This is a genomic window from Rhodanobacter aciditrophus (assembly GCF_050026795.1).
Taxonomy (GTDB): Bacteria; Pseudomonadota; Gammaproteobacteria; order Xanthomonadales; family Rhodanobacteraceae; genus Rhodanobacter_A.
In genome coordinates this window covers 392,944-415,864 of the sequence record NZ_JALBWP010000011.1, presented here as the reverse complement: position 1 = coordinate 415,864, position 22,921 = coordinate 392,944, and the positions used below count along the sequence as shown (strand labels likewise).

Here is a 22,921-nt window from a genome sequence, read left to right as displayed (position 1 = left end):
GGCTCACAATACCGCCTATTGTAGCGATTCGTGGGGATGACGAGCATGGTTATCGCAGCAGAACTCCTCGCCGCGGCGGCGCTGGCCGCCGATCCGACGGCCGCGACAGGCACCGCGCCCCAAGTGATGCCGACCGTGTATGAAGCTGGGCACTTCTATGCGGTGCCCGAAACCCGCGACGGCCAGCGGCTGAAGCTGGTGGTCGACACCGGCGGCGGCGGTGGCGGCGGGCTGTACTGGATCAGCGGAGCTGCGGCGAACCGGCTGCACCTGCAAACCCGCGACTGCGCCGCGGGTGGCAGCCACCTGACCGTGGCCCCGCTCCCCGACTATCGCCCCGGCCACGCCCTGCCGCCGCCGGATTCCGGCTTCTGTGGCGCGGTGGTGCTGGTGAACCCGCGCGGCGACGTCACCCCCGACGACGGCCAGCTCGGCGCGGGCTATCTGCCCGGCCATGTGTGGACTTTCGACTATCCCGCCGAGCGCCTCACGCTGCAAGGCTCGGCCTGGCGTCCGGATCCCGCCGCACATCCCGTGCCGCTGGGTTTTCCGCGCGACGGCGATGGTCGGCCAACCGACGGCTTTGCCCGCATTGTCATCCGGGTGGACGGCCAGCCGCTGGATATGCTGCTGGATACCGGCGCCACCGCGCATCCCACCGCAGCGGGCAAGCAGGCCAGCGGGACACCAACGGTCAACGGCTACGGCGTCGCCAGCTACATCACCCGCAACGTGCTGGAGCGCTGGCACAAGGCACATCCAGGCTGGCGCGTGGTGGAAGGCGGCGACGACTTGCTCGGCCCGAAAACCGCCTCACGCATGATCGAGGTGCCGGATGTGGAGATCGGCGGCTGGTCGGTGGGCCCGGTCTGGTTCACCGAGCGTCCCGACCGCAATTTCGGCGCCAAGGGCATGTCGAAGTACATGGACCGCGCCGTGACGGGCGCCGTCGGCGGCAACGCCTTCGAGCACTTCGTGATGACCATCGACTACCCCCACGCCACCGCCTGGTTCCGCTGCGTGACCGGCTGCAAGGCCGTCGCTACACCGCCACCGGCGCCTTGATCGCCGGGTGCGGGTCGTAGCCCTCGATGGCGATGTCCTCGTAGCGGAAATCCTCCAGCGCACGCACCCCGGGGTTCAGCACCAGCCGCGGCAGCGGGCGCGGCTCGCGGGTGAGCTGCAGCCGCGCCTGTTCGACGTGATTGCTGTACAGGTGCGCATCGCCCAGCGTGTGCACGAAGTCGCCCACGCCCAGCCCGCAGACGTGCGCCACCATGTGGGTGAGCAAGGCGTAACTGGCGATGTTGAACGGCACGCCGAGGAAGACGTCGCCGCTGCGCTGGTAGAGCTGGCAGCTCAGCTTGCCGTCGGCCACGTAGAACTGGAACAGCGTGTGGCAGGGCATCAGCGCCATCTTCGGCAGCTCGCCCACGTTCCACGCGCTGACGATCAGGCGGCGCGAGTCGGGGTTGCGCTTGATCTCGTCCACCACCCAGCGGATCTGGTCGACCGCGCCGCCGTCAGCGGTGGGCCACGCACGCCATTGCCTGCCATAGACCGGGCCGAGGTCGCCGTGCTCGTCGGCCCACTCGTCCCAGATGCTGACGCCGTGCTCCTTGAGGTAGGCGATGTTGGTGTCGCCCCGCAGGAACCAGATCAGCTCGTGGACGATGGACTTCAGGTGCAGCTTCTTGGTGGTGACCAGCGGGAAGCCCTCGGCGAGGTCGAAACGCATCTGCCAGCCGAACACGCTGCGCGTGCCGGTGCCGGTGCGGTCGGCCTTTTCCGTGCCGTGTTCCAGCACGTGGCGCAGCAGGTCAAGATAAGCCTTCATTTCCCGTCCTTGACCGGCATCGCCACTTCGTAAAGGCGCAAGGTGGGCGCGCGCCGCGACAGCCACAGCAGCCACAGGCCCACGGCGATCAGCGGCAGCGACAGGATCTGCCCCATCGTGAGCCAGCCGAACGCGAGGTAGCCGAGCTGGATGTCGGGCAGGCGCACGAATTCCACCGCGAAGCGGAAGCAGCCGTACATCAGCGCGAACAGGCCGGAGATCAGGTAGCGCGGGCGCGGCTTCATCGACACCAGCCACAGCACGGCGAACATGACCACGCCCTCCAGCGCCAGCTCGTACAGCTGCGAGGGCTGGCGCACCAGCCCGCCGAGCTGCTGCAGCTGCGCCTGCCAGGCCGGATGCGCAGCCGCGTAGGCCACGTCCTCGCCGTGCGCATGCGGGAAGATCATGCCCCATGGCAGTTGCGTGGGCTTGCCCCACAGCTCGCCGTTGATGAAGTTGCCCAGCCGGCCCAGGCCCAGGCCGATCGGCACCAGCGGCGCCACGAAGTCCACCGTGTCGAAGAAGTGCAGCTGCTGCCGCCGCGACCACCACAGCCCTGCCACCAGCACGCCGAGCAGGCCGCCGTGGAAACTCATGCCGCCGTCCCATACCCGGAACAGCGCCAGCGGATCGGTCCAGATCCAGCGCAGGCCGCCCGCGTAGTAGAACAGCATGTAACCGATCCGGCCGCCCACGATCACGCCCATCATGCCGTAGAAGAACAGGTCGCTGAGCGCTTCGCGCGTCACCGGCAGCCGGCCGCGCCGGCGCCGGTATTCGCCCAGCACCGCGGCGCTGAAGAAGCCCACCAGGTACATCAGCCCGTACCAGTGCACCTGCACCGGGCCGAGATGGAAGGCGATCGGATCGATGTTGACGACGGGTGGCTGCGCCATGCGTGCGGGATCGAGGCAGACAAGGCCGCCAGTGTAGCGGGACAGGGCTCCACACGGCGGCTACACTGGCTGGCGTCCGGTCAGCCAAGGTGCAGGGGAGCATCCGCCACGACCGGGCCACGCCAACAGGGGGAGCAAGGATGATGTCTCTGCGCAAGCTGTGCGTCGCGCTGGCCGCGGCGTGCCTGTGGTTGCCTGCCGTCGCCGCGGCAACCGACCTGATCCCGGTGGAAGCGTTCGCCCGCCACGCCAGCATATCGATGCCGCGGCTGTCGCCCGACGGCAAGCACATCGCGCTGCGCATGGACGATGGCAACAACCACGCGCTGGTGATCTTCGACGTCGCCGACACGAGCCGGCCGGTCAGCATGCTGCGCATGCCGAAGTTCGAGCTGCCGGTCGACGTGGCCTGGGTCAGTCCGACCCGGTTGGTCGTGGAAAAGGGCAGGATGCTCGGCTCCATCGACCGGCCCGTGGGTACCGGCGAGATCCTCGCCACCGACGTGAACGGCACCCACCAGGATTACCTGTTCGGCTACCAGTCCGGCTACGGCACCCGCGGCGACACTCGCCAGGCCGACGACGGCTGGGGCTCGGTGGACGGGCTGCCCGACAAGGCCAACGGCCATTTCTACCTCGGCGCCCACAACTGGATCGAACGCGACCGCAGCGAGCTGTACGACGTCGACGCCGTGAAGAACGTGCGTCACCTGATCGGCGACATCGGCGTCGGCCAGCTCGACTTCCTGGTGGGCCCCGGCGGCAAGGTGGAATTCGCTTTCGGCACGAACCCCGATTTCGAGTACGTGGCCTACCAGCGCATCGGCGACCGCTGGGCGCAGCTGGGCAAGGCACAGGCCGGCAAGCGGTTCGAGCCGTTCGCCATCGCCCCGGACGGCCGGCACGTCTATGCCTGGTACAGCGCCGACGGCGGTCCCGCCGAACTGATCGAGCAACAGCCGGACGGCAGCGGCCGCAAGGTGCTGGCGCAGGACGGCTTCGGCCGCGTCCACGACGCGCAGTGGACGGCACCGCCGCGGCAGCCGTTCGCGGTGATCACCGCCACCGGCGCGCCACGCCCGATCTACGTCGATCCGTCCCTGCCGGCGGCGAAGCTGTACATGGCGATCAGCCAGAAATTCCCCGGCGAGTTCGTCGATTTCATCAACTTCAGCGAGGACGGCCGCGAGCTGCTGTTCTCCGTGAGCAGCGACCGCGATCCGGGCGCCTGGTACCTGATCGACACCGAGCACTACAAGGTGCGCAAGCTGTTCGCGGCGGCGCCGTGGATCGACCCGGCGAAGATGGCCGAACGCGTGCCGATGCGCTTCAAGGCCAGCGACGGCATGGAACTGGAGGCGATCCTCACAGTGCCCAACGGCGTGCCCATGAACAGGCTGCCGATGGTGCTGCTGCCGCACGGCGGTCCGCACGGCATCAGCGACGACTGGTTCTTCGACTGGGATGCGCAGTTCCTCGCCAGCCGCGGCTACCTGGTGCTGCAGGTGAACTACCGCGGCTCTGGCGGCCGCGGGGCGAACTTCCAGCAGGACGGCTACCTGAAGTGGGGCACGCGCATTCAGCAGGACCTCATCGACGGCGTGAAGTGGGCCGAGGCGCAGCAGTACGCCGACCCGGACCGGGTCTGCGTGTACGGCGGCAGCTTCGGTGGCTACTCGGCGCTGATGTCGGTGATCCGCGCACCGAAGACGTTCAAGTGCGCGATCGGGTATGCCGGCATCTACGATCTGGCGATGATGTACAAGAAGGGCGACATCCGCACGCATGCCTTCGGCAGGAATTACCTCACCCACGTGATCGGCAAGGACGACGCCGCACTGGCCGAGAACTCGCCCGACAAGCTGGCAGCGCAGATCGACGTACCGGTGCTGCTGATCCACGGCGAGGCCGACCAGCGCGCCCCGTTCGCCCAGGCCAAGGCGATGCGCGCCGCGCTGGATGCCGCGCACAAGCCCTACGAATGGATGGCCAAACCCGACGAAGCCCACGGCTTCTACACCGAGGCCGACAACGTGGATCGCCTGAAGCTGATGCAGGAGTTCCTGGCCAAGTACATCGGCAAGGGCGCCACGCCGCCCTGATCCGCTGCCCGATCCGATCCGCACCGGGAAGGCGCTGCGGCGCCTTCCTCGTTTTCACGCACGCGACTTCATGCACGCGACCTCGCGCACCCACGCCGCCGCATTCGATCACGCCAGCGGCGGCACGCGTTGCCGCGGATTCGCGTGATCTTGCGGCATCGTCACGACGACACGGACGCCTACGCAAATTCATTGCGCAGCAGCTTGCGAAAATGTTTGTTTTTGCTTAACGTCGGTCTCACATCGTCCTTCCCCCAAGCTCGACGATGCCGTGGCGCGCAGGCCCTCCCCAGGCAGGGCGCGCCGTCTTGAAAGACCTTGAATGTCGACGCTCCGCGCCGGCACGCAGGTCGTTTTTGTCCGGAGTTTTCCCGCCAATGAAGAATAAGACACTGCTGGCCTCGGCCATTGCGGCAGCGCTCGTGCTGAACGCATGGTCGGCCATCGCGCAGGACACCGCCCCCCAGAACGACGCCACCGCTCCCGCCAAGGCCAAGAACCTCGCAACCGTGACCGTCACCGGTTCGCGCATCCGCAGCGTGGACGTGGAAACGGCACAGCCCGTCGTGTCGCTGAACCGCGAGCAGATCGCCGCCACCGGCCTGACCAACGTCAGCGATGTGCTGCAGCGCATCGTCGCCGCCAACTCGCCCGACATCACGCCGCAGGACACGCTGGCCTCCGGTCCCTCGGTGGGCGGCACCTACACCAGCCTGCGCAACCTCGGCTCGGCCCGCACGCTGGTGCTGGTCGACGGTCGCCGCTGGAGCACCGACATCAACGGCCTGACCGACCTGTCGACCATCCCCACCTCGATCATCGAGCGCATCGAAGTCCTGAAGGACGGCGCGTCCTCGATCTACGGCTCCGATGCGATCGGCGGCGTGGTGAACATCATCACCCGCGACCACTACGACGGCGCCGAGGCCAATGCGTACTACGGCCAGAACCAGAAGGGCGACGGCCAGCAGCAGGCCTACGACTTCACGTTCGGCAGCCACGGCGAGAAGTCCAGCACCGTCTTCACCGCCAGCTACCAGAACACCGATGCGGTCTGGGACAACGAGCGCGATCTGACCCGCTATGCCTACGGTCCGCGCCACACCGACGCCGGCTGGGGCCAGGGCCCCTGGGGCCGCGTGGTCGACCCGAACGACAAGAACCAGAGCTGGGTGCTCAACCACGGCGCCACCGACACCGCCAACCTCGGCAACTACCACCCGTACGATCCGAACAGCAACGCGGACAAGTACAACACCCAGGCCGACATGACGTTCCGCGCACCCACGCGCCTGAAGAACCTGTTCGTGCAGGAACGCTACAACCTCACCGACAACATCACGCTGCACGCCACCGGCAACTACAGCGAGCGCACCTCGTCCTCGCAGCTGGCCGGCTATCCGTTCCGCTCCGCCGGCAACCAGACCGTGCTGCTCTCCGGCCAGAACGCGTTCAACCCGTTCCCGGGCCAGGACGTGACGTTCTACCGCCGCACGGTGGAGATGCCGCGCGTCACCAGCAACAACGTGAAGATGTCGCACTTCAGCGCCGGCGCCGATGGCTACTTCAGCCTGGGCAGCCAGGAGTGGAGCTGGGATGCCAACTACAGCTACTCCAAGGCCGACCTCGACCAGCGCACCATCGGCAACATCAACCTGCTGAACGCGCAGAAGGCGCTGGGCCCGACCGCCGTCGTCGGCGGCCAGATCGTTTGCGCGAACGCCGACGACCGCGCCAACGGCTGCGTGCCGTGGAACATCCTGGCCGGCCCGGGCTCCATCACCGATGCCGTGCGCAATTACGTGCAGGCCGTCGAGCAGGCCTCCGCGGTGAGCACCACGCGCGACTTCACCGCCAACGTCAGCGGCGGCCTGTTCGACCTGCCGGCCGGCACCGTGAACATGGCCCTGGGCGTGGAGCACCGCCGCCTGGCCGGCTCGTCCACTCCCGACCAGTTCGCCTCGTCCGGCTACTCCAGCGATCTGGCCAGCGCGCCGACCAACGGCAAGTACACCACCAACGAGGCCTACGTCGAACTCGACGTGCCGGTGCTGCAGGGCCTGCCGGGCGCGCAGGAACTGGCCGTCAACGTGGCCAGCCGCTACTCGCACTACAGCAATTTCGGCAGCACCACCAACAACAAGTACAGCTTCCGCTGGAAGCCGATCGCCGACCTGCTGGTTCGCGGCACCTATGCCGAGGGCTTCCGCGCCCCCACGCTGAACGACCTCTACGGCGGCACCGGCCAGAGCTTCGAGACCTTCCTCGATCCCTGCGACAGCGCCTACGGCGCCGCGGCCTCCAACCCCGGCGTGGCTGCCGCCTGCAGGACGGCGGGCGTGCCCGCCGGCTACCGCCAGGTCGACGCCACCGGCAAGCTGATCGACAGCACGAACGGCGGCCAGACGCCGACCCCGTTCCTGTCCGGCTCCAACCCGAACCTGAAGCCCGAAACCTCGACCACCCGCACGATGGGCCTGGTGTACAGCCCGCACTACGTGCCGGGCCTGGACTTCACGCTGGACTACTACCGGATCAACGTGAACAACACCATCCAGTCGGTGGTGGCCTCGGACATCCTCAACTACTGCTACATCCAGAACGACCCGGGCTTCTGCGGCCGCTTCACCCGCGACAGCAGCGGCGCCATCAGCAGCCTGAACGAGAGCATGGCCAACCTCGGCAAGCTCGAAACCGAAGGCTACGACTTCGGCGCGCACTACCGCCTGCCGCAGCTGCCCTACGGCCAGTTCGTGGTCGCGCTGGAAAGCTCGTACCTGACCAGGTACGACATCACCAACGGCCCCGGCAAGCCCACCCAGGGCATGGCCGGCATGATCTCCGACACCAACGGCCTGTACCGCCTGCGCGCGAACGTCTCGCTGGACTGGAGCCTCGGCAACTTCGGCGCCACGTGGACCGTGCGCTACTACGGCGGCCTGCGCGACGCCTGCTGGGACGCCACCACGGAGTGCAACCAGCCGAACTACACCAACCCGTGGATCGGCACCGTCGGCGCCAGCAACAAGGGTGCGGTGGCCTTCAACGACGCGCAGTTCCGCTACAAGCTGCCGTGGAACGCGGCCGTCAGCGTTGGCGTGAACAACCTCTTCAACAAGAAGGGGCCGTTCTACTACAACGTCACCGCCTTCGGCAGCGGCAGCCCGCCGTACATGCCGGCGTTCGACATCGACCGCTACTTCTACGTGTCGTACAACCAGAAGTTCTGAGTTCCCCCGAACCCGAACCTCGAGGGCGGGCCCGCAAGGGCCCGCTTTTTTGGGGTTCTTCTTCCGACCGGGAAAGCGGCACGCGAGCGTGCCGGCGGCATGGCCTTCCGGAGACCGGCCCCATCGCCAGGCCGGCGGGCGGCCGTCAGAGCAGGGTTGGCCGATCCGGCAGTTCGTCGTGGCGCTGCTTGCCGTCGCCGGGGAAATGCCGCCGCAGCAAGGCGTGCACGTCGGCGATGCCTCGCAGGCTACCCTCGCGCCACTGCCCGCGCGCGTAGTCGTCGCGCATGTGCGTGCAGGTCTCCGCCCATTCCGCGGGCGCCACGTGACGGGCGATGCCACGGTCGGCGACGATCTCGATGTGGTGCTCGGCCAGCAGCACGTAGATCAGCACGCCGTTGCTGTGCTCGGTGTCCCAGACGCCGAGCTGGCCGAACAGCTGGCGCGCGCGCGCCGGCGCGTCCATCCCCGCCAGCACCGCGAGCGGCGACAACCGCGACTCCACCACCAGGCGCACTTCGCCCCGGTGCGTGCGCTCGCCTGCGGCCACCGCCGCGGCGATCTCGTCCAGCAGGCCGGCGGGAAAGCGTCGGCGCAGCTGGAACCAGCCTTCGCCGAGGTTCATCAGCAGACGTTGCAGGCGGGCCATCTCACCAGTTCCCCGAGGCGCCGCCGCCATTGAAGCTGCCGCCGCCTCCGCTGAATCCGCCGCCGCCGAAGCCGCCGCTTCCGCCGAAACCGCCGCCACCGAAACCGCCGCCGCCCCAGCCGCCGAACCCGCCCCAGCCGCCACCGCCGATCGAGCGGCCGGCGCCAGCGGGCAGCAGCATCAGCAGCCCGCCCACGATGCCGCCGAAAATGCCCATGCCCATGGAGGCCATCAGCCAGAACAGGCCGCCGATGATCAACCCGCCGACCGGTGCGCGCACGAACGCATGCGTGCGCCCCAGCACGCCGCGCAGGAAGATCCACACGAAGAAGCCGACCCCCAGCAGGCTGTTGAGGTCCAGGCCCCGCCGTTCGTGCGGCGCGCCCTGCACCGGCGGCGGCAGGGGCTCGCCGTCGATCAGCTGGGTCAGTGCGCCGACTGCATCCTGGATGCCGCCGTAGTAGTCGCCGGTGCGGAACTTCGGCGCGATGTATTCGCGGATGATGCGTGCGGTGGCGGCGTCGGGAATCGCCCCCTCCAAGCCTGCGCCCACCTCGATGCGCACGGCGCGGTCGTCCTTGGCGATCAGCAGCAGCACGCCGTCGTCGACGCCCTTGCGGCCGACTTTGTTGGCCATCGCCACGTCGAGGGAATAGCTTTCGATGTCCTGCGGCTTGGTGCTGCCCACCATCAGCACCACCAGTTGCGCGCCCTTGGCCTTTTCCAGCGCCACCAGCTGCGCATCGAGCTGGTCCACCTGCTGCGCGCTCAGAGTGCCGGTGAGGTCGGTGACGTGCCGCGCCAGCTTCGGCACGGCGGCATCGGCATGCAGCAATGCCGGCAGCAGCGCCGCTGCCAGCAGCCATGCCCACAGCGCCCGCGGGCGGCGCGCGATCATGTCAATGTGCCGAGGCGGCGGGCGCCGGCGCGGCACCGCCGAAGTCGACCTTCGGGGCGGTGGAGATCGCCTGCTCGTTCTGCACGCTGAAGTTCGGCTTCACGGTGTAGCCGAACATCTTGGCGGTGAGGTTGTTCGGGAAGGTGCGGATCAGCGCGTTGTACTGCTGTACCGCCTGCACATAGCGCTGGCGCGCCACGGTGATGCGGTTCTCGGTGCCTTCCAGCTGCGCCTGCAGGTTCTGGAACAGGCCGTCGGCCTTGAGGTTGGGATAGTTCTCGCTCACCGCCATCAGGCGCGACAGCGCGTTGCCCAGCTGGCCTTGCGCCGCCTGGAACTTCGCCAGCGCCGCGGGATCGTTCGCCAGTTCCGGCGTCGCCTGGATGCTGCCCACCCTGGCGCGCGCGTCGGCCACCTCGGTGAACACCTTCTCCTCGTGCTGGGCATAGCCCTTCACCGTGGCGACCAGGTTCGGCACCAGGTCCGCGCGGCGCTGGTACTGGTTCAGCACTTCCGACCAAGCGGCCTTGACCGCCTCGTCCTGCCGCTGCATGGCGTTGTAGCCGCAACCGGCGAGGCCGACGGCCAACAGCAACAGCACGAGATTGCGCAGCAGTTTCATGGCGGTGGCTCCATTCCGGTGAGGGCGCCATTGCAGCATCCCGGAACCCGCGGCGCAATCGCGGAGCCGGCGCTCAGCGCAAGCCCAGCACCAACACCCAGCTCAGCACCATCAGCACCAGCAGCAGGAACACCGCGGCCGAGCCCATGTCCTTGGCGCGACCGGCCAGTTCGTGGAATTCGGGGCTGACCTTGTCCACCACCGCCTCGATCGCGGAGTTGAGCAGCTCGGCCGACAGCACCAGGAAGGCCGGTCCCACCAGGGCGAGTTTCTCCAGCGCGCCCTGCCCCAGCCACAGGCCCAGCGGGATCAGCACCACGGCCAGCATCGCCTCCAGCCGGAACGAGGCCTCGTGCCGCCAGCCCGCGCGCAGGCCAAGCATCGACCAGCGGAGGGCGTTCCAGAGCTGGCGCGGGTGGCCGCGGAATCCGTGGCTGGGCATGACGAACGGGTCTCCTGCGGACGATGCCCGCGGCGCGGGACGAGGCGGCGATGATGCCACAGGCCGCTACCGTGCTTGCGCGCTGCATATTGCGCTGCAACGAGGCCACCGCAACGGATGGGGTACCCTGCGGCGGTTGTGGCGCCTGTCGGTACCGCAACTCGCCGGCCGCGCTCGCGCGGCCGTTGTAATCCTCAGCACGGAATCGATGCATGGCAATCCAGAATCCGCCCGTTTCGCAGACGCGGTCGTTCAGCACCGTCTTTCTCATCGAAATGTGGGAGCGCTTCGGCTTCTACGGCATGCAGGTGCTGATGGTCACCTACATGATGAAGAAGCTCGGCTTCGTCGACATCAAGGCGAACCTGGTCTGGGGCGCGGGCGCCGCGCTGATCTACGTGACGCCGGCGATCGGCGGCTGGGTGGGCGACCGGCTGATCGGCACCCGCCGCACGATGCGCATGGGCGCGATGGTGCTGATGCTGGGCTATGCGCTGCTGTGGATTCCCACCGACAACGCGAATTTCCTGTACTTCGCGCTGGGCGTGATCATCGTCGGCAACGGCATGTTCAAGCCGAACGCAGGCAACCTCGTGCGCAAGATCTACGAGGGCGACGACACCAAGATCGACAGCGCGTTCACCATCTACTACATGGCGGTGAACGTCGGCTCGATGATCTCGATGACCTTGACGCCGTGGATCCGCGACTACGTGGGCGAACACTACGGCGACGACTGGGGCTGGCACACCGCGTTCGGCGTCTGCGCGATCGGCCTGCTGCTGGGCCTGGCGAACTACGCGCTGATGAGCCGCACCCTGAAGCACATCGGCTCGCCCGCCGACCACGAACCGGTGAAGCCCGCGCGCTTCGCCGCAATGCTCGGCGGCGCCGCGGCGCTGGTGTTCGTCTCCGCCTTCATCCTGCACAACGAGCTGGTGGCGCGCATCTGCGTGTACGCCGCCGGCGTGGTGCTGCTCTTCATCTTCGGCTACCTGATCTCCAACAGCCACCGCGACGAACGCGCAGGCCTGATCGCCGCGCTGGTGCTGGTGGTGCAGACCATCTTCTTCTTCATCTTCTACCAGCAGATGTCCACCTCGCTGAACCTGTTCGCGCAGAAGAACGTGGACCTGTCGTTCGGCGTGTTCGGCTTCCACCTGTTCAACTGGATCCCCGAGCAGTTCCAGAACCTCAATGCGATCTGGATCGTGGTGCTGAGCCCGGTGCTGGTGTTCGTCTACAACACGCTGGGCAAGCTGGGCAGGGATCCGTCGATCGCGGCCAAGTTCGCCTGGGGCTTCGCCGCGGTGGCGATCGGCTACTTCATGTACGGCCTCGGCGCGCGCTTCGCGGTGGGCGGCCAGGTGTCCTCGTGGACCATGGTGTGGGGCTACGGCTTCTACTCGCTGGGCGAGCTGCTGGTGTCGGGCCTGGGCCTGGCGATGATCGCCCGCTACGTGCCCGAGCGCATGGGCGGCTTCATGATGGGCGCCTACTACGTGGCCTCGGGCATCTCGCAATACCTGGGCAGCGTGGTGGCGAACTTCGCGCACGTGCCGAAGGACGTGACCGACCCGGTGGTGTCGCTGCCGATCTACATCGACCTGTTCGACAAGCTCGGTTTCGCCGGCGTTGCCTGCACCGCGATCGCGCTGGCCATGCTGCCGATGATGAAGAAGCTGTCCGCCAGCCACGCCGACGTGGCGGCAGGCCGCGAGCCGCTGCCCGCCGTGCGCAGCGAGGAGTTCGACACGCCCTGATCCGGCCGGTCCGCCGCCGCACGGCGGCGGACCCACGGCAACGGGACGGACCGCATGTCGCATCGCCCGATCAAGAACCGCATCGGCCCGTTCGCGCTGGCACGCGCGCTGGCGTGGCTGCGCCTGTGCGCGATCGGCGGCCAGAGCGTGGCCGTGCTGGTCTGCTCGCTCTGGCTGCATCTGGCGATACCGCTGCTGCCTCTGCTGGCCTGCATCGGCCTGCTCGCGGTGTTCTCGGTGCTGGCGGCGTGGCGACTGGGCCGGCCATGGCCGGTGAGCGAATCGGAGACGATCGCCCACATCGGCCTCGACACCCTGGTGCTGGGCGTGCTGCTGTACTTCACCGGCGGCGCCAGCAATCCCTTCGTCACGCTGCTGCTGGTGCCCATTGCGCTTTCCGCGGCCGCGCTGTCGATCCGCGCCATCTTTGCGGTGGCCGCGCTCGCCGGAGCGACCTACCTGGTGCTGATGCTCTGGTACGTGCCGTTGCCGGTACTGGACGGCATGCACGACCACGGCTTTTCGCTGCACGTGATCGGCATGGGCGTGAACTTCGTCATCACCGCACTGCTGCTGGGCTTCTTCATCAACCGGCTGGCGCGCGCGCTGCGCCTGCAACAGCTGGCGATGCAGCGCGTGCACGAGCGCGCGCTGCGCGACGAGGGCATCCTCGCGATCGCCACCCAGGCCGCCGGCGCCGCGCACGAGCTCAACACGCCGCTGTCGACCATGCGCACCCTGCTGCCCGAACTGCGCCGCGAACACGCCGGCGACACCGGGCTGGCCGAGGATCTCTCCCTGCTCGAAGGCCAGGTGGACCGCTGCCGCGACATCCTGCGCGAGATGGTGGCGTTCGGCCAGGCGCAGCTCTCGCAGGAACCCGAGCGGCTGGACGTGGCGCAGTTCCTGCACAGCTGCACCGAGCGCTTCCAGCTGCTGCGCCCCGAAGCCGAACTGGAACTGCAGCTGGACGAAGACATCGCGCCGCTGCCGCTGCGCGTGCCGCCCGGCTTGCGCCACGCCCTGCTGAACCTGCTGAACAACGCCGCCGACGCCTCCGCCCAGCGCGATTCGCGCGAGGTGCTGCTGCAGGTGGAACGCGAAGGCGACTGGCTGCAGTTCCTGGTGATCGACCGCGGCCCCGGCTTCGCCAGCACCGAGGGCAACGCGCGGCTCGGCCATTCGCAGAAACAGACCGGCCTGGGCATCGGCCTCACCCTGGCCGTGGCCACCGCCGAGCGCCTGAGCGGGGAGCTGGTGGCGCGCAACAGCGACGACGGTGCGGTGGTCTGCCTGCGCCTGCCGCTGGCGGTGATCTCGCGGCACTGAACGCACGCCGCGCGTGCAAGTTCCGCCGCATGCGGCAAGAATGTGCACAGCCGCCACCCCGGATTCTCCCGCATGAACGAGCAAGCCTACCCTTCCGCCGCGCGTCCCCTGCTGCTGGTCGACGACGACGCCACCTTCGTGCGCGTGCTGACCCGCGCGCTGACCTCGCGCGGCTTCGAGGTGATCTCCGCCACCAACCTGGGCGACGCGCGCATGCTGGCGCGCCGCCATCAGCCACGCTACTGCGTGCTCGACCTGAAGCTCGGCGAGGAGAACGGCCTGCGGCTGATCCCCGAGCTGCACACCCTGGTGTCGGACATGCGCATCCTGCTGCTCACCGGCTACGCCTCGATCGCCACCGCGGTGGAGGCGATCAAGCGCGGTGCGCACGATTACCTCGCCAAGCCGGTGGACGCGGACGCCGTGGTGCGCGCCCTGCTGGACGGCGACGGCGGCGCGGAAGGCGACGACGAGGATCTGCCCGACGCCCCCGAGGCGCCGCTGGCACTGCGCCGGCTGGAGTGGGAGCACATCCAGCGCGTGCTCACCGAATGCAACGGCAACATCTCCGAGACTGCGCGCCGGCTCGGCATGCACCGGCGCACCCTGCAGCGCAAGCTGGGCAAGCATCCCGTGCGCGAGCGGCCCGACGGCGAGGGCTGATCGGCCGGGACTGCGACAACCCGCCATCTGTCGCCGCCGCAGGAGGTGGCTAGACTGAAACCTTGGACCTGGGTCAAAGGTTTCCGCTTGGACGTCCGTTTCCCCCTCGCGCTGCTGCTGGCCGCCGCCGGCACGGCATCCGCCGTCGAATCACCGCAATCCACCACGCTGGCGCCGGTGCACGTGCACGCCAGCGACACCGCCGTGCTGAACGTGCCCAGCGTGGCGGTGCGCATTTCCCGCCGGCGCCTGCGCCAGCAGAACCTCGCCGACAGCGCCGATGCGCTGCGCTATGCGCCCAACCTGCAGGTGCGCCAGCGCTACATCGGCGACCCCAACGCCACCATCAGCGGCCGCAACAGTGGCACCCTGCAGAGCGCACGCAGCCTGCTGTACGCCGACGGTCTCCTGCTCTCCAACCTGATGAGCAACGGCTGGGACGGCGCGCCGCGCTGGGGCATGGTGGCGCCCGCCGAAATCGGCGCGGTGGACGTGCTGTACGGACCCTATTCCGCGCTGTACCCCGGCAACTCGATCGGCACCACGGTGCTGATCCACACGCGCCTGCCCGAGCAGCTGATCGCCAGCGCCGACGCGCAATACTTCAGCCAGGACTACGGCGACCGCTACGGCGCCGGCGGCCGCCACGACGGCCACCGGCTCGCCGCCCAGCTCGGCGACCGGCAGGGCCGCTGGCGCTGGTTGTTGTCGCTCAACCGGCTCGACAACCACGGCCAGCCGATGCAGTACGCCATCGCGAAAGCCGGCGGCAGCGCAGCCGGCGCCGTGCCGGTGACCGGCGCCACGGCGGACCGCAACCCCAACGGCACCCCGCGCCTGATCTACGGCGCCAACAGCATCGAGCACACCCGGCAGACGCAGGCGGCGCTGCAGGTGGGTGTGGACATCACCCCTGCGATCAGCGCGCTGCTCACGCTCGGCTGGTGGCACAACCATGCCTACGACGCCACCCGCAGCCTGATCCGCGACGCCGCCGGCCGTCCGGTGTACATCGGCGGCATCCTTGCCGACGGCCGGCCCTGGACGCTGCCCGCCAATGGCCTCGCCCCCAGCGCCTTCGACCAGACCCACGTGCTCTACGGCGCGGAGCTCAGCGGCAGGCTCGGCAACGGCTGGCACTGGGAGGCAGTGGCCAGCCGCTACGACTACCGGCACAACCTCGAACACGATGCCGCCGGTCCGTCCGCCGGCGGCGCCCGGGGCGGCCCCGGCACGGTGGCCGATCTGGGCGGCTCGGGCTGGAGCACGTCCGACCTGCGGGGCTCCGGACCGCTGGGCGACGGGAACCTGCTGTACGCCGGCGCCCACCTCGACCGCTACCGGCTCGATTCGCGCGTGCGCGCCGCCAGCGACTGGCTGGGCCCGGCCGACGGCCCGCAGGTCGGCGCCTACGCCGGCCGCACGCAGACCCGTGCGTTCTACCTGCAGGACGTGTGGAGTTTCGCCGAGGCCTGGGCGCTGACCCTGGGCGGGCGCTGGGAACGGTGGCGCGCCTGGGACGGCCTGCGGGCAGCTGCCAGCACCGCGCTCGACTACCCCTCGCGCCGGCGCAGCGACTTCTCGCCCAAGGCCACGCTGAACTGGGACCTCGCCTGCGACTGGCAGCTGCGCCTGTCCTTCGGCAAGGCGGTGCGCTACCCCACCGTCGAGGAACTGTTCCAGGGCTCGGTCTCCGGCAGCGCGATCGTCAACAACAACCCGGACCTTCGGCCCGAACGCGACTGGTCGAGCGACCTCAGCCTGCTCCGCACGCTGCCGCACGGGCACTGGCGCGTGTCGCTGTACCAGGATCGCGTGGCCGACACGCTGTACACGCAGGCCGACCTCACGCTGCCGGTGCCGGTGACCAACGTGCAGAACATCGGCCTGGTGCGCACGCGCGGCGTCGAGGGCGAACTGGCGCTGAGCGACATCGGCGGCTCGGGCGTGGACCTCACCGCCAGCGCCGCCTGGAACCAGGCCATCACCCTGCGCGACCGGCAGTTCCCGGCGGCGGACGGCAAGGCGTTCCCTCGCATCCCGCGCCTGCGCGCCAGCCTGTTCGCCGACTGGCGCTTCGCGCCGGGCTGGGACGCCTCGCTTGGCCTGCGCCGTTCCGGCCGCCAGTACGGCACGCTGGACAACAGCGACGTCGTGGACACCTACGGCGCGGTGAGCAGCTTCACGGTGGCCGACGCGAAACTGCGCTGGCGCTTCGCGCCGCAATGGACGGCCGCGCTGGGCGTGGACAACCTCGGCAACGAGCATTACTGGGTCTACCATCCCTACGCCGGCCGCACCTGGTTCGGCGAGCTGCACTGGGAACTCTGAACCAAGCCGCCGGGACGCCCATGCGCACGCCGATCCTCGCCCTGCTATGCCTGCTGTCGTCCGCCACCCTCGCCCACGACATGCCCGGCATGACGATGCCTCGCGGACCCGGGCTGGGTGCCAGCGCGGCGTTCGACGCGCACGGCCGGCTGTGGGTGGTGGACGCCGCGGACGGCCACGTGCGGCTGCGCCACTCCGACGATCTCGGCAAGACGCTGAGCGCACCGGCGGACGTCAACGCCGTGGCCGAGCCGATCTACGACGAGGGCGAGAACCGGCCGAAGATCGCGTTCGGTCCCAATGGCGAGCTTTACGTGAGCTGGTCGCAGCCGCGGGCGAAGCCCTGGACCGGCTTCGTGCGCTTCGCCCGCTCGCCGGACGGCGGCGCACACTTCGCCGCACCGGTCACCGTGCACCACGACCGCGCCGAGATCACCCACCGTTTCGACGCGCTGGCGGTGGACGGCCACGGCCGCGTGGTGATCGCATGGATCGACAAACGCGACCTGGAAGCGGCGCAGGTGCAGGGCCGGCCCTACCCCGGCGCCGCGGTGTACTACAGCTGGTCAGACGACGGCGGCCGGAGCTTCATGCCCGAGCGCAAGCTCATGGACCACTCCTGCGAATGCTGCCGCATCGCGCTCGCGCGCACGCCGCAAGGCAGGGTGGCCGCTTTCTTCCGCGGCGTCTACGGCGCCGACGTCCGCGACCACGCGTTCGCCCTGCTGCCCACCGACGGCAAGGCTGCCCACCCCGCACGCACCACCTTCGACGACTGGCGGATCGCCGCGTGCCCGCACCACGGCCCCGGCCTCGCGGTCGCCGCGGATGGCGTGCGCCACGCGGTGTGGTACGCGGCCGGGCACGGTCCCGCGGTGTGGTACGGCCAGCTCGACCCCGGCCATCCGCCGCGGCACGTGCTGAAGCTTGGCGGCCCCGGCGCCAGCCACGCCGACGTGGCCGTGCAGGGCAATACGGTCTGGGTCGCCTGGAACCAGGTGGACGCGAGCGGCTACGCGCTGATGCTGCGCGCCTCCGGCGACGGCGGCCTGCACTTCGGCGCGCCGCACGCCATCGCCACCTCCGCTGCCGCGGTCGGTTCGCCGCAACTGTTGCTGCGGCAAGGCCGCGCCTACGTGGCATGGAACACCGCCGCCGGCTTCCGCCTGATCCCCGCCGGGGTGCCGTGATGCGTCGCCACGTCCTCACCGCGCTGCTCGCCCTGGCGCTGCCGGTTCCCGCCCTTGCCGGCACGCCCACGCCGCTGTCCGCGGGCGAGCTGTCTGTCCTGCTCAAGCCGCCCGCCCATGGCGTGCGCATCCTCGCCGTGTGGGCACTCGACTGCGCCTACTGCGAGGCGAACATGCAGGCGCTGGCAAAACTCCAGCGCGCGCATCCGCACGAGGTCGAACTGGTCACGGTGGCCACCGAGAGCATCGCGCGCAGCGCGGAGATCGCCGCGCGGCTCAAGGCCATGCGGATGGACGGCTATCCGGCACGCGCCTACGCGGAAGCCTCGCCGGAGCGCATCGATTTCCTGATCGACCCGGACTGGGGCGGCGAGACGCCGCGCACCGAGATCATCCGCGCCGACGGCCGCCGGCAGGGCATCAGCGGCGAACTCGGCGAGGCGCAGCTGCGCAGACTCTTGTAGGGGCGCACCCTGTGCGCGAAAGCCCTTCGCCAGGCCCCGGCCCGGGCGATCCAGGCGCAGGATGCGCTCCTACGGCTCGTCGCCGGCATCGTCCGCGCTGTCGGCCGGCGCGGGCGCCGGCGGCACGGACGTGCCGTCGTCCTCGTCGCCGCGGATCGCCACGTGCGGCACGCCGCTGGCGTCGATCCAGCCGCGGTACATGCCGTCGGTGTTGAACGGGATCGCGATGTTGCCGTGCGCGTCCAGCGCAATCGCGCCGCCATTCCCCCCCAGCGCGGGGATCTCCTGGTTGATCACCACCGCCGCAGCGCGCTTGATCGGCACGCGCATCTCGCTCACCTGCATGCAGATCGCATGCGCGGCCACGGTGCGGAGGTAGTACTCGCCCCAGCCGGTGCCGGACACCGCGCAGTCGCTGTTCGCGTAGGTGCCCGCGCCGATGACCGGCGAGTCGCCGATGCGGCCCCAGCGCATGTCGGTCATGCCGCCGGTGGAGGTGCCCGCCGCCAGGTGGCCCTGCGCGTCCAGCGCCACCGCACCCACGGTGCCGAAGTGCTTCGCGGTCTCCTCGTCGGCGTGCGGCTTGCCGGCGGCGTCTTCCTTCAGCGCCCGCTGCAGCTGCTGCCAGCGTTCCTCGGTGCGGAAATACGAGGGATCGACCAGCGGCATGCCGATGCTCTGCGCGAACGCCTCGGCGCCGTGGCCGGAGAGCATCACGTAGGGCGTCTTCTCCATCACCGCGCGCGCCAGCAGGATCGGGTTCCTGATCCGTTCCACGCCGGCCACGGCGCCGGCGCGGCGGCTGTCGCCGTCCATGATCGCCGCGTCCAGCTCGTTCCTGCCGTCGTGGGTGAATACCGCACCCTTGCCGGCATTGAAGTTCGGATCGTCCTCCAGCACCACGATCGCCGCGCTCACCGCGTCCACCGCGCTCTTGCCGGCCTTCAGTTCGGCGTAGCCGCTCTGCAGCGCGTTCGTCAGCGCCGCGCGTATCGCCTTCTCCTTCGCGGGGGTGAGGTCGCGCTTGACGCCCCCGGCGCCGCCGTGGATCACCAGCACGGGCGGCACGGCGGCGTGGCTCATCGCGGCGACTCCGAAGGCGGCAAGGGCAAGCAGCAGGCGGCGCGGCTTCACGGGCTCTTTCCCTGAGGACTGACGGGAAAGTATAGCGAGCCGCGCCGGCCACGCCGCGCGTGATTCAGCAGCCGACGCTGGGCGTCAGATCGATCCTGATCGTCTCATCCTCGGCGACCCTGCCATCCTTGTCCGCAAGCTTCCTGCCCACTTGGATGGTCCCCTGTTGCCCGGGCAGCATGCGAATCCTCGGGTTGGTGGGCCCGGCCAACGGACCGCCGCTCATGGTGGCCTGGATCTCCAGTTGTCCGTGTTCGGCGGGAACCACGGTGAAGCGTCCGTGCCAGGGCGGCAGCCTGCCAAGGTTGGTATTGGTCATGTCAAAGAACTGCCCCGGTTTCAGGCAAAACGTGCCGTGATAGCGCGGCGGCTCGCTCCCTACCCCGAGCACCAGCTTCAACGTGTAGCGTTCCGCAACGTCCGCCTGCCCTGCGGTTTTCGCCGGCGCCGCCGGTTGCGTCGCTGCGTAGACGCTGCCCGCAACCGCGAGTGCGGCGCTCAAGGCGACGAGCGAACCGCATCTGCGGCGGAGCCTTCCCGGCTCATGCTGCTTCAACATGGCGATGCGCTCCGTGAGTGGGTGACGGGGAGACCAGCTGCAGCCCACCGGCAACGCAAGTGCCGCCGACCGGGTTTTCAGCATGGCATTCGCGTAGCTGCGGCGTTGCGCGCCGTGTTCGCGCAGCACCGCGGCATCGCAGGCGAGTTCCTGGTCGTGGCGCAGCGCGGCCAGCGCCCACCATGCCAGCGGGTGGCACCACAGCAATGCGGCAAGCATCTGCGCGACCAGGCACCACCAGCCGTCACCGCGCCGCGCATGCGCGCGCTCGTGGGCGAGGATCAGCGCCTGCTCGGTGGCGTCGTAGCGCTGGAGGAAATCCGCGGGCAGCACGATGCGGCTGCGCCATGCGCCGACCAGGGCCGGGCCGACGTCGTCGGTCACGGCCCGCAGCACGGGCCAACCCACCGACGCGGTGGCCATCGGCACGGCGCCGCGCAGGCGTCTGCGGTAGCGGCGCTGCGCCGCGACGGCCGCCAGGAGCACCGCGGCGAGGCCGCCCAGCCACAGCAGCAGGGCCATGGCGCGCCAGTCGAAACCGTCGCCGGCGCCCGCCTGCGGCAGCGCCGTGCCCGCCGCCGAGGTGATCGTGTACAACAGCGGGGGCAACGGCGCCGACGCCACGCCGGCGTGCGGCAGCTGGCTGGCCAGCAGGGCCAGTGGCGGCAGCAGCCACAGCTGGAACGCACGCTCCGCACCGAACCAGCGGCGGGACGGCCTGCGCAGCGCGGCGAGCGCCAGCACCGCCGCGGTGAACGCCAGCAGGGCGAGCCAGCCTCGGGCTGTCCACGCCATTGCCAGTGTTTCGAGGCTCCGCAACTGGATCTCACTCATCGTCCAGCTCCCTGAGCAGCCTGCGCAGTTCGGCGATGTCCTTCTTCGTGAGCTTGCGCTGCTCGGAGAAGTGCGCCACCAGCGGCGCCACACGGCCGTCGAACAGGCGGTCGAGCAGGCCCTTGCTCTCCTGCGACACGTATTTCTCGCGGCTCAGCAGCGGCGTGTAGAGGTAGCGGCGCCCGTCGCGCTCGGCCTTCACCGCCTTCTTTTTCAGCAGGCGGTTGAGCAGGGATTTCACCGTGCCTTCCTGCCAATGCTGCGCCGGCCCGACCTCGGCAAGAATTTCCTCGGCGCTGCGCGGCGCCGCGCCCCACAGCACCTCCATCACCACTGCCTCGGCTTCACTGATCGCCATGGCGTCACCGTTTACGCGTGTAAGTGAATCGATGTTTACATGCGTAAATGCATACCGTCAAGCCCGGGCGGGCCCGCTTCGGAACGACCTGCGACCCTGGTACGAGTCGGTCCGGCGGCAATCCGTCGTATCCTAGGCAGCTGATTCCCCTGCATGAAGGCAAGGCAATGGACAAGGTCTACGCAACGGCTGCCAGGGCGCTCGACGGCCTGCTGTTCGACGACATGACGATCGCCGCCGGCGGCTTCGGCCTGTGCGGCATCCCCGAGAACCTGATCGGCGCGCTGCTGGAAGCCGGCACCAAGGGGCTGACCATCGTGGGCAACAACGCCGGCGTGGACGATTTCGGCATGGGCCCGCTGCTGAAGACCCACCAGGTGAAGCGCGTGTACGCCTCCTACGTGGGCGAGAACAAGGAGTTCGAGCGCCAGGTGCTGGCCGGCGAACTGGAGCTGCACCTCACCCCGCAGGGCACGCTGGCCGAGAAGCTGCGCGCCGGCGGCGCCGGCATCCCGGGCTTCTACACCCGCACCGCGTTCGGCACCAAGCTGGCCGAGGGCAAGGAAACCAAGGTGTTCGACGGCAAGGAGTACGTGCTGGAGGAGGCGATCCATGCCGACGTTTCCATCGTCAAGGCATGGAAGGGCGATCGCCTCGGCAACCTGGTGTTCCGCGAGACCGCGCGCAACTTCAACCCGATGATCGCCACCTGCGGCAAGGTCTGCGTGGCCGAGGTCGAGCACCTGGTCGAGGTGGGCGAGCTGGATCCGAACAACATCCACGTGCCGGGCATCTACGTCGACCGCATCATCCAGGGCGCGAAGTACGAGAAGCGCATCGAGATCCGCACGCTCGCCGGCGCGAACACCGGCAAGGAAAACCCCACGCGTACCGCGATGGCGCAGCGCGCCGCGAAGGAGCTGCGCGACGGCTTCTACGTCAACCTCGGCATCGGCATCCCGACCCTGGTGGCGAACTACATCCCCGCGGGCATGGACGTGGTGCTGCAGTCGGAGAACGGCCTGCTCGGCATCGGACCGTTCCCCACCGAGGACCAGGTCGACCCCGACCTGATCAACGCGGGCAAGCAGACCATCACCACCCTGCCCGGCTCCAGCTTCTTCTCCAGCGCGGATTCGTTCGCGATGATCCGCGGCGGCCACATCGACCTGTCGATCTTGGGCGGCATGGAGGTCTCCGCCACCGGCGACCTCGCCAACTGGATGGTGCCCGGCAAGATGGTGAAGGGTCCCGGCGGCGCGATGGACCTGGTCAGCGGCGTGCGCCGCGTGGTGGTGCTGATGGAGCACTGCGCGAAGGACGGCACGCCGAAGATCAAGGAGCAGTGCGAGCTGCCGATCACCGGCAAGGAGTGCGTGGATCTGATCATCACCGACCTCGCCGTGTTCGAGGTGGCCAAGGGCAAGGGCCTCACCCTGACCGAGCTCAACCCCGGCGTGACGCTGGACGAGGTGAAGGCGAAAACCGGCTGCGCATTCGCGGTGAGTCCGTCGCTGCAGCGATAATCGCGCCCGGGCAGTCCTGTGGCAGCGCACCCGCGCGCGCTGGCGTCTTCACGAGGGGCCCATCGCGCACCGGGTGCGCTGCTCCCGCGAT

Annotated in this window: 19 protein-coding genes; 10 read left to right on the top strand and 9 right to left on the bottom strand. The window is 69.2% G+C overall.

Features of this window, described 5'->3' with window-relative positions:
- Positions 1–45: 45 nt before the first annotated feature.
- Positions 46–1,065: a hypothetical protein gene (locus ACQGNW_RS10615; RefSeq protein WP_426663127.1), complete on the top strand. Its 1,020-nt coding sequence runs from the start codon at positions 46–48 to the stop codon at positions 1,063–1,065.
- Here the strand turns inward: ACQGNW_RS10615 and ACQGNW_RS10610 are convergent.
- A complete protein-coding gene (locus tag ACQGNW_RS10610; RefSeq protein WP_426663126.1) occupies positions 1,043–1,837 on the bottom strand; it encodes a thymidylate synthase in 795 nt (264 codons plus the stop codon). The two genes, ACQGNW_RS10615 and ACQGNW_RS10610, sit on opposite strands and share 23 nt — an antisense overlap.
- Positions 1,834–2,736: a prolipoprotein diacylglyceryl transferase gene (gene lgt, locus ACQGNW_RS10605; RefSeq protein ID WP_426663125.1), complete on the bottom strand. Its 903-nt coding sequence runs from the start codon at positions 2,734–2,736 to the stop codon at positions 1,834–1,836. Before lgt ends, ACQGNW_RS10610 begins: the two co-directional genes overlap by 4 nt.
- 143 nt (positions 2,737–2,879) lie before the next feature.
- Between lgt and ACQGNW_RS10600 the strand changes: the two genes are divergently transcribed.
- On the top strand, positions 2,880–4,838 hold the full coding sequence (locus ACQGNW_RS10600) for an alpha/beta hydrolase family protein (RefSeq protein ID WP_426663124.1): 1,959 nt from the start codon (positions 2,880–2,882) through the stop codon (positions 4,836–4,838).
- Between the two features lie 377 nt (positions 4,839–5,215).
- Entirely contained in the window at positions 5,216–8,068 is a 2,853-nt protein-coding gene (locus tag ACQGNW_RS10595; RefSeq protein WP_426663123.1) for a TonB-dependent receptor plug domain-containing protein, read from the top strand.
- 145 nt (positions 8,069–8,213) lie between these two features.
- Here ACQGNW_RS10595 and ACQGNW_RS10590 read toward each other — a convergent pair whose 3' ends face one another.
- The 4 genes from ACQGNW_RS10590 to ACQGNW_RS10575 form a co-directional block, all read right to left on the bottom strand.
- Positions 8,214–8,717: a TPM domain-containing protein gene (locus tag ACQGNW_RS10590; RefSeq protein ID WP_426663122.1), complete on the bottom strand. Its 504-nt coding sequence runs from the start codon at positions 8,715–8,717 to the stop codon at positions 8,214–8,216.
- Position 8,718: 1 nt separating this feature from the next.
- A complete protein-coding gene (locus ACQGNW_RS10585; RefSeq protein WP_426663121.1) occupies positions 8,719–9,615 on the bottom strand; it encodes a TPM domain-containing protein in 897 nt (298 codons plus the stop codon).
- Between the two features lies 1 nt (position 9,616).
- Positions 9,617–10,237 (bottom strand): LemA family protein, encoded by a 621-nt coding sequence (locus ACQGNW_RS10580; protein ID WP_426663120.1) that lies wholly within the window; start codon positions 10,235–10,237, stop codon positions 9,617–9,619.
- 73 nt (positions 10,238–10,310) lie between these two features.
- Complete coding sequence (locus ACQGNW_RS10575; RefSeq protein WP_426663119.1) at positions 10,311–10,679, bottom strand: diacylglycerol kinase; 369 nt, start codon at positions 10,677–10,679, stop codon at positions 10,311–10,313.
- 212 nt (positions 10,680–10,891) lie between these two features.
- On the opposite strand from ACQGNW_RS10575, the gene ACQGNW_RS10570 reads away from it, so the two are divergent.
- From ACQGNW_RS10570 to ACQGNW_RS10545, 6 genes are all read left to right on the top strand, one after another.
- On the top strand, positions 10,892–12,442 hold the full coding sequence (locus ACQGNW_RS10570) for a peptide MFS transporter (protein WP_426663118.1): 1,551 nt from the start codon (positions 10,892–10,894) through the stop codon (positions 12,440–12,442).
- Between the two features lie 54 nt (positions 12,443–12,496).
- On the top strand, positions 12,497–13,771 hold the full coding sequence (locus ACQGNW_RS10565; RefSeq protein ID WP_426663117.1) for an ATP-binding protein: 1,275 nt from the start codon (positions 12,497–12,499) through the stop codon (positions 13,769–13,771).
- A 72-nt stretch (positions 13,772–13,843) separates the two neighbouring features.
- Positions 13,844–14,434, top strand: coding sequence for a response regulator transcription factor (locus ACQGNW_RS10560; RefSeq protein ID WP_426663116.1), 591 nt, complete (start codon positions 13,844–13,846; stop codon positions 14,432–14,434).
- A gap of 87 nt (positions 14,435–14,521) precedes the next feature.
- Positions 14,522–16,765, top strand: coding sequence for a TonB-dependent receptor (locus tag ACQGNW_RS10555; RefSeq protein ID WP_426663115.1), 2,244 nt, complete (start codon positions 14,522–14,524; stop codon positions 16,763–16,765).
- A 20-nt stretch (positions 16,766–16,785) separates the two neighbouring features.
- Complete coding sequence (locus tag ACQGNW_RS10550) at positions 16,786–17,955, top strand: sialidase family protein (protein WP_426663114.1); 1,170 nt, start codon at positions 16,786–16,788, stop codon at positions 17,953–17,955.
- Positions 17,955–18,419 carry a thioredoxin domain-containing protein gene (locus tag ACQGNW_RS10545; RefSeq protein WP_426663113.1) on the top strand — a complete coding sequence of 155 codons (465 nt, stop codon included), beginning with the start codon at positions 17,955–17,957 and terminating at the stop codon, positions 18,417–18,419. The genes ACQGNW_RS10550 and ACQGNW_RS10545 overlap by 1 nt, the downstream gene beginning before the upstream one ends.
- 69 nt (positions 18,420–18,488) lie before the next feature.
- Here the strand turns inward: ACQGNW_RS10545 and ACQGNW_RS10540 are convergent, their stop codons facing one another.
- The 3 genes from ACQGNW_RS10540 to ACQGNW_RS10530 all read right to left on the bottom strand — a co-directional run bounded on the left by ACQGNW_RS10540 (position 18,489) and on the right by ACQGNW_RS10530 (position 21,304).
- Positions 18,489–19,553 carry an isoaspartyl peptidase/L-asparaginase family protein gene (locus tag ACQGNW_RS10540; RefSeq protein WP_426663112.1) on the bottom strand — a complete coding sequence of 355 codons (1,065 nt, stop codon included), beginning with the start codon at positions 19,551–19,553 and terminating at the stop codon, positions 18,489–18,491.
- A 64-nt stretch (positions 19,554–19,617) separates the two neighbouring features.
- The gene (locus ACQGNW_RS10535) at positions 19,618–20,946 is read right to left on the bottom strand and encodes a M56 family metallopeptidase (RefSeq protein WP_426663111.1); all 1,329 of its coding nucleotides are present in this window, start codon (positions 20,944–20,946) and stop codon (positions 19,618–19,620) included.
- Positions 20,939–21,304, bottom strand: coding sequence for a BlaI/MecI/CopY family transcriptional regulator (locus ACQGNW_RS10530; RefSeq protein ID WP_426663110.1), 366 nt, complete (start codon positions 21,302–21,304; stop codon positions 20,939–20,941). The genes ACQGNW_RS10535 and ACQGNW_RS10530 overlap by 8 nt, the downstream gene beginning before the upstream one ends.
- A 167-nt stretch (positions 21,305–21,471) precedes the next feature.
- Here ACQGNW_RS10530 and ACQGNW_RS10525 point away from each other — a divergent pair, with 167 nt between their 5' ends.
- Complete coding sequence (locus tag ACQGNW_RS10525; RefSeq protein ID WP_426663109.1) at positions 21,472–22,830, top strand: 3-oxoacid CoA-transferase; 1,359 nt, start codon at positions 21,472–21,474, stop codon at positions 22,828–22,830.
- The last annotated feature ends 91 nt before the right edge of the window (positions 22,831–22,921 follow it).

Excerpts from the sequence above, each read along its gene's own strand:
- ACQGNW_RS10615 (WP_426663127.1), top strand. The coding sequence starts at position 46 with ATGGTTATCGCAGCAGAACTCCTCGCCGCGGCGGCGCTGGCCGCCGAT.
- ACQGNW_RS10610 (WP_426663126.1), bottom strand. The coding sequence starts at position 1,837 with ATGAAGGCTTATCTTGACCTGCTGCGCCACGTGCTGGAACACGGCACG.
- lgt (WP_426663125.1), bottom strand. The coding sequence starts at position 2,736 with ATGGCGCAGCCACCCGTCGTCAACATCGATCCGATCGCCTTCCATCTC.
- ACQGNW_RS10600 (WP_426663124.1), top strand. The coding sequence starts at position 2,880 with ATGTCTCTGCGCAAGCTGTGCGTCGCGCTGGCCGCGGCGTGCCTGTGG.
- ACQGNW_RS10595 (WP_426663123.1), top strand. The coding sequence starts at position 5,216 with ATGAAGAATAAGACACTGCTGGCCTCGGCCATTGCGGCAGCGCTCGTG.
- ACQGNW_RS10590 (WP_426663122.1), bottom strand. The coding sequence starts at position 8,717 with ATGGCCCGCCTGCAACGTCTGCTGATGAACCTCGGCGAAGGCTGGTTC.
- ACQGNW_RS10585 (WP_426663121.1), bottom strand. The coding sequence starts at position 9,615 with ATGATCGCGCGCCGCCCGCGGGCGCTGTGGGCATGGCTGCTGGCAGCG.
- ACQGNW_RS10580 (WP_426663120.1), bottom strand. The coding sequence starts at position 10,237 with ATGAAACTGCTGCGCAATCTCGTGCTGTTGCTGTTGGCCGTCGGCCTC.
- ACQGNW_RS10575 (WP_426663119.1), bottom strand. The coding sequence starts at position 10,679 with ATGCCCAGCCACGGATTCCGCGGCCACCCGCGCCAGCTCTGGAACGCC.
- ACQGNW_RS10570 (WP_426663118.1), top strand. The coding sequence starts at position 10,892 with ATGGCAATCCAGAATCCGCCCGTTTCGCAGACGCGGTCGTTCAGCACC.
- ACQGNW_RS10565 (WP_426663117.1), top strand. The coding sequence starts at position 12,497 with ATGTCGCATCGCCCGATCAAGAACCGCATCGGCCCGTTCGCGCTGGCA.
- ACQGNW_RS10560 (WP_426663116.1), top strand. The coding sequence starts at position 13,844 with ATGAACGAGCAAGCCTACCCTTCCGCCGCGCGTCCCCTGCTGCTGGTC.
- ACQGNW_RS10550 (WP_426663114.1), top strand. The coding sequence starts at position 16,786 with ATGCGCACGCCGATCCTCGCCCTGCTATGCCTGCTGTCGTCCGCCACC.
- ACQGNW_RS10545 (WP_426663113.1), top strand. The coding sequence starts at position 17,955 with ATGCGTCGCCACGTCCTCACCGCGCTGCTCGCCCTGGCGCTGCCGGTT.
- ACQGNW_RS10535 (WP_426663111.1), bottom strand. The coding sequence starts at position 20,946 with ATGAGTGAGATCCAGTTGCGGAGCCTCGAAACACTGGCAATGGCGTGG.
- ACQGNW_RS10530 (WP_426663110.1), bottom strand. The coding sequence starts at position 21,304 with ATGGCGATCAGTGAAGCCGAGGCAGTGGTGATGGAGGTGCTGTGGGGC.
- ACQGNW_RS10525 (WP_426663109.1), top strand. The coding sequence starts at position 21,472 with ATGGACAAGGTCTACGCAACGGCTGCCAGGGCGCTCGACGGCCTGCTG.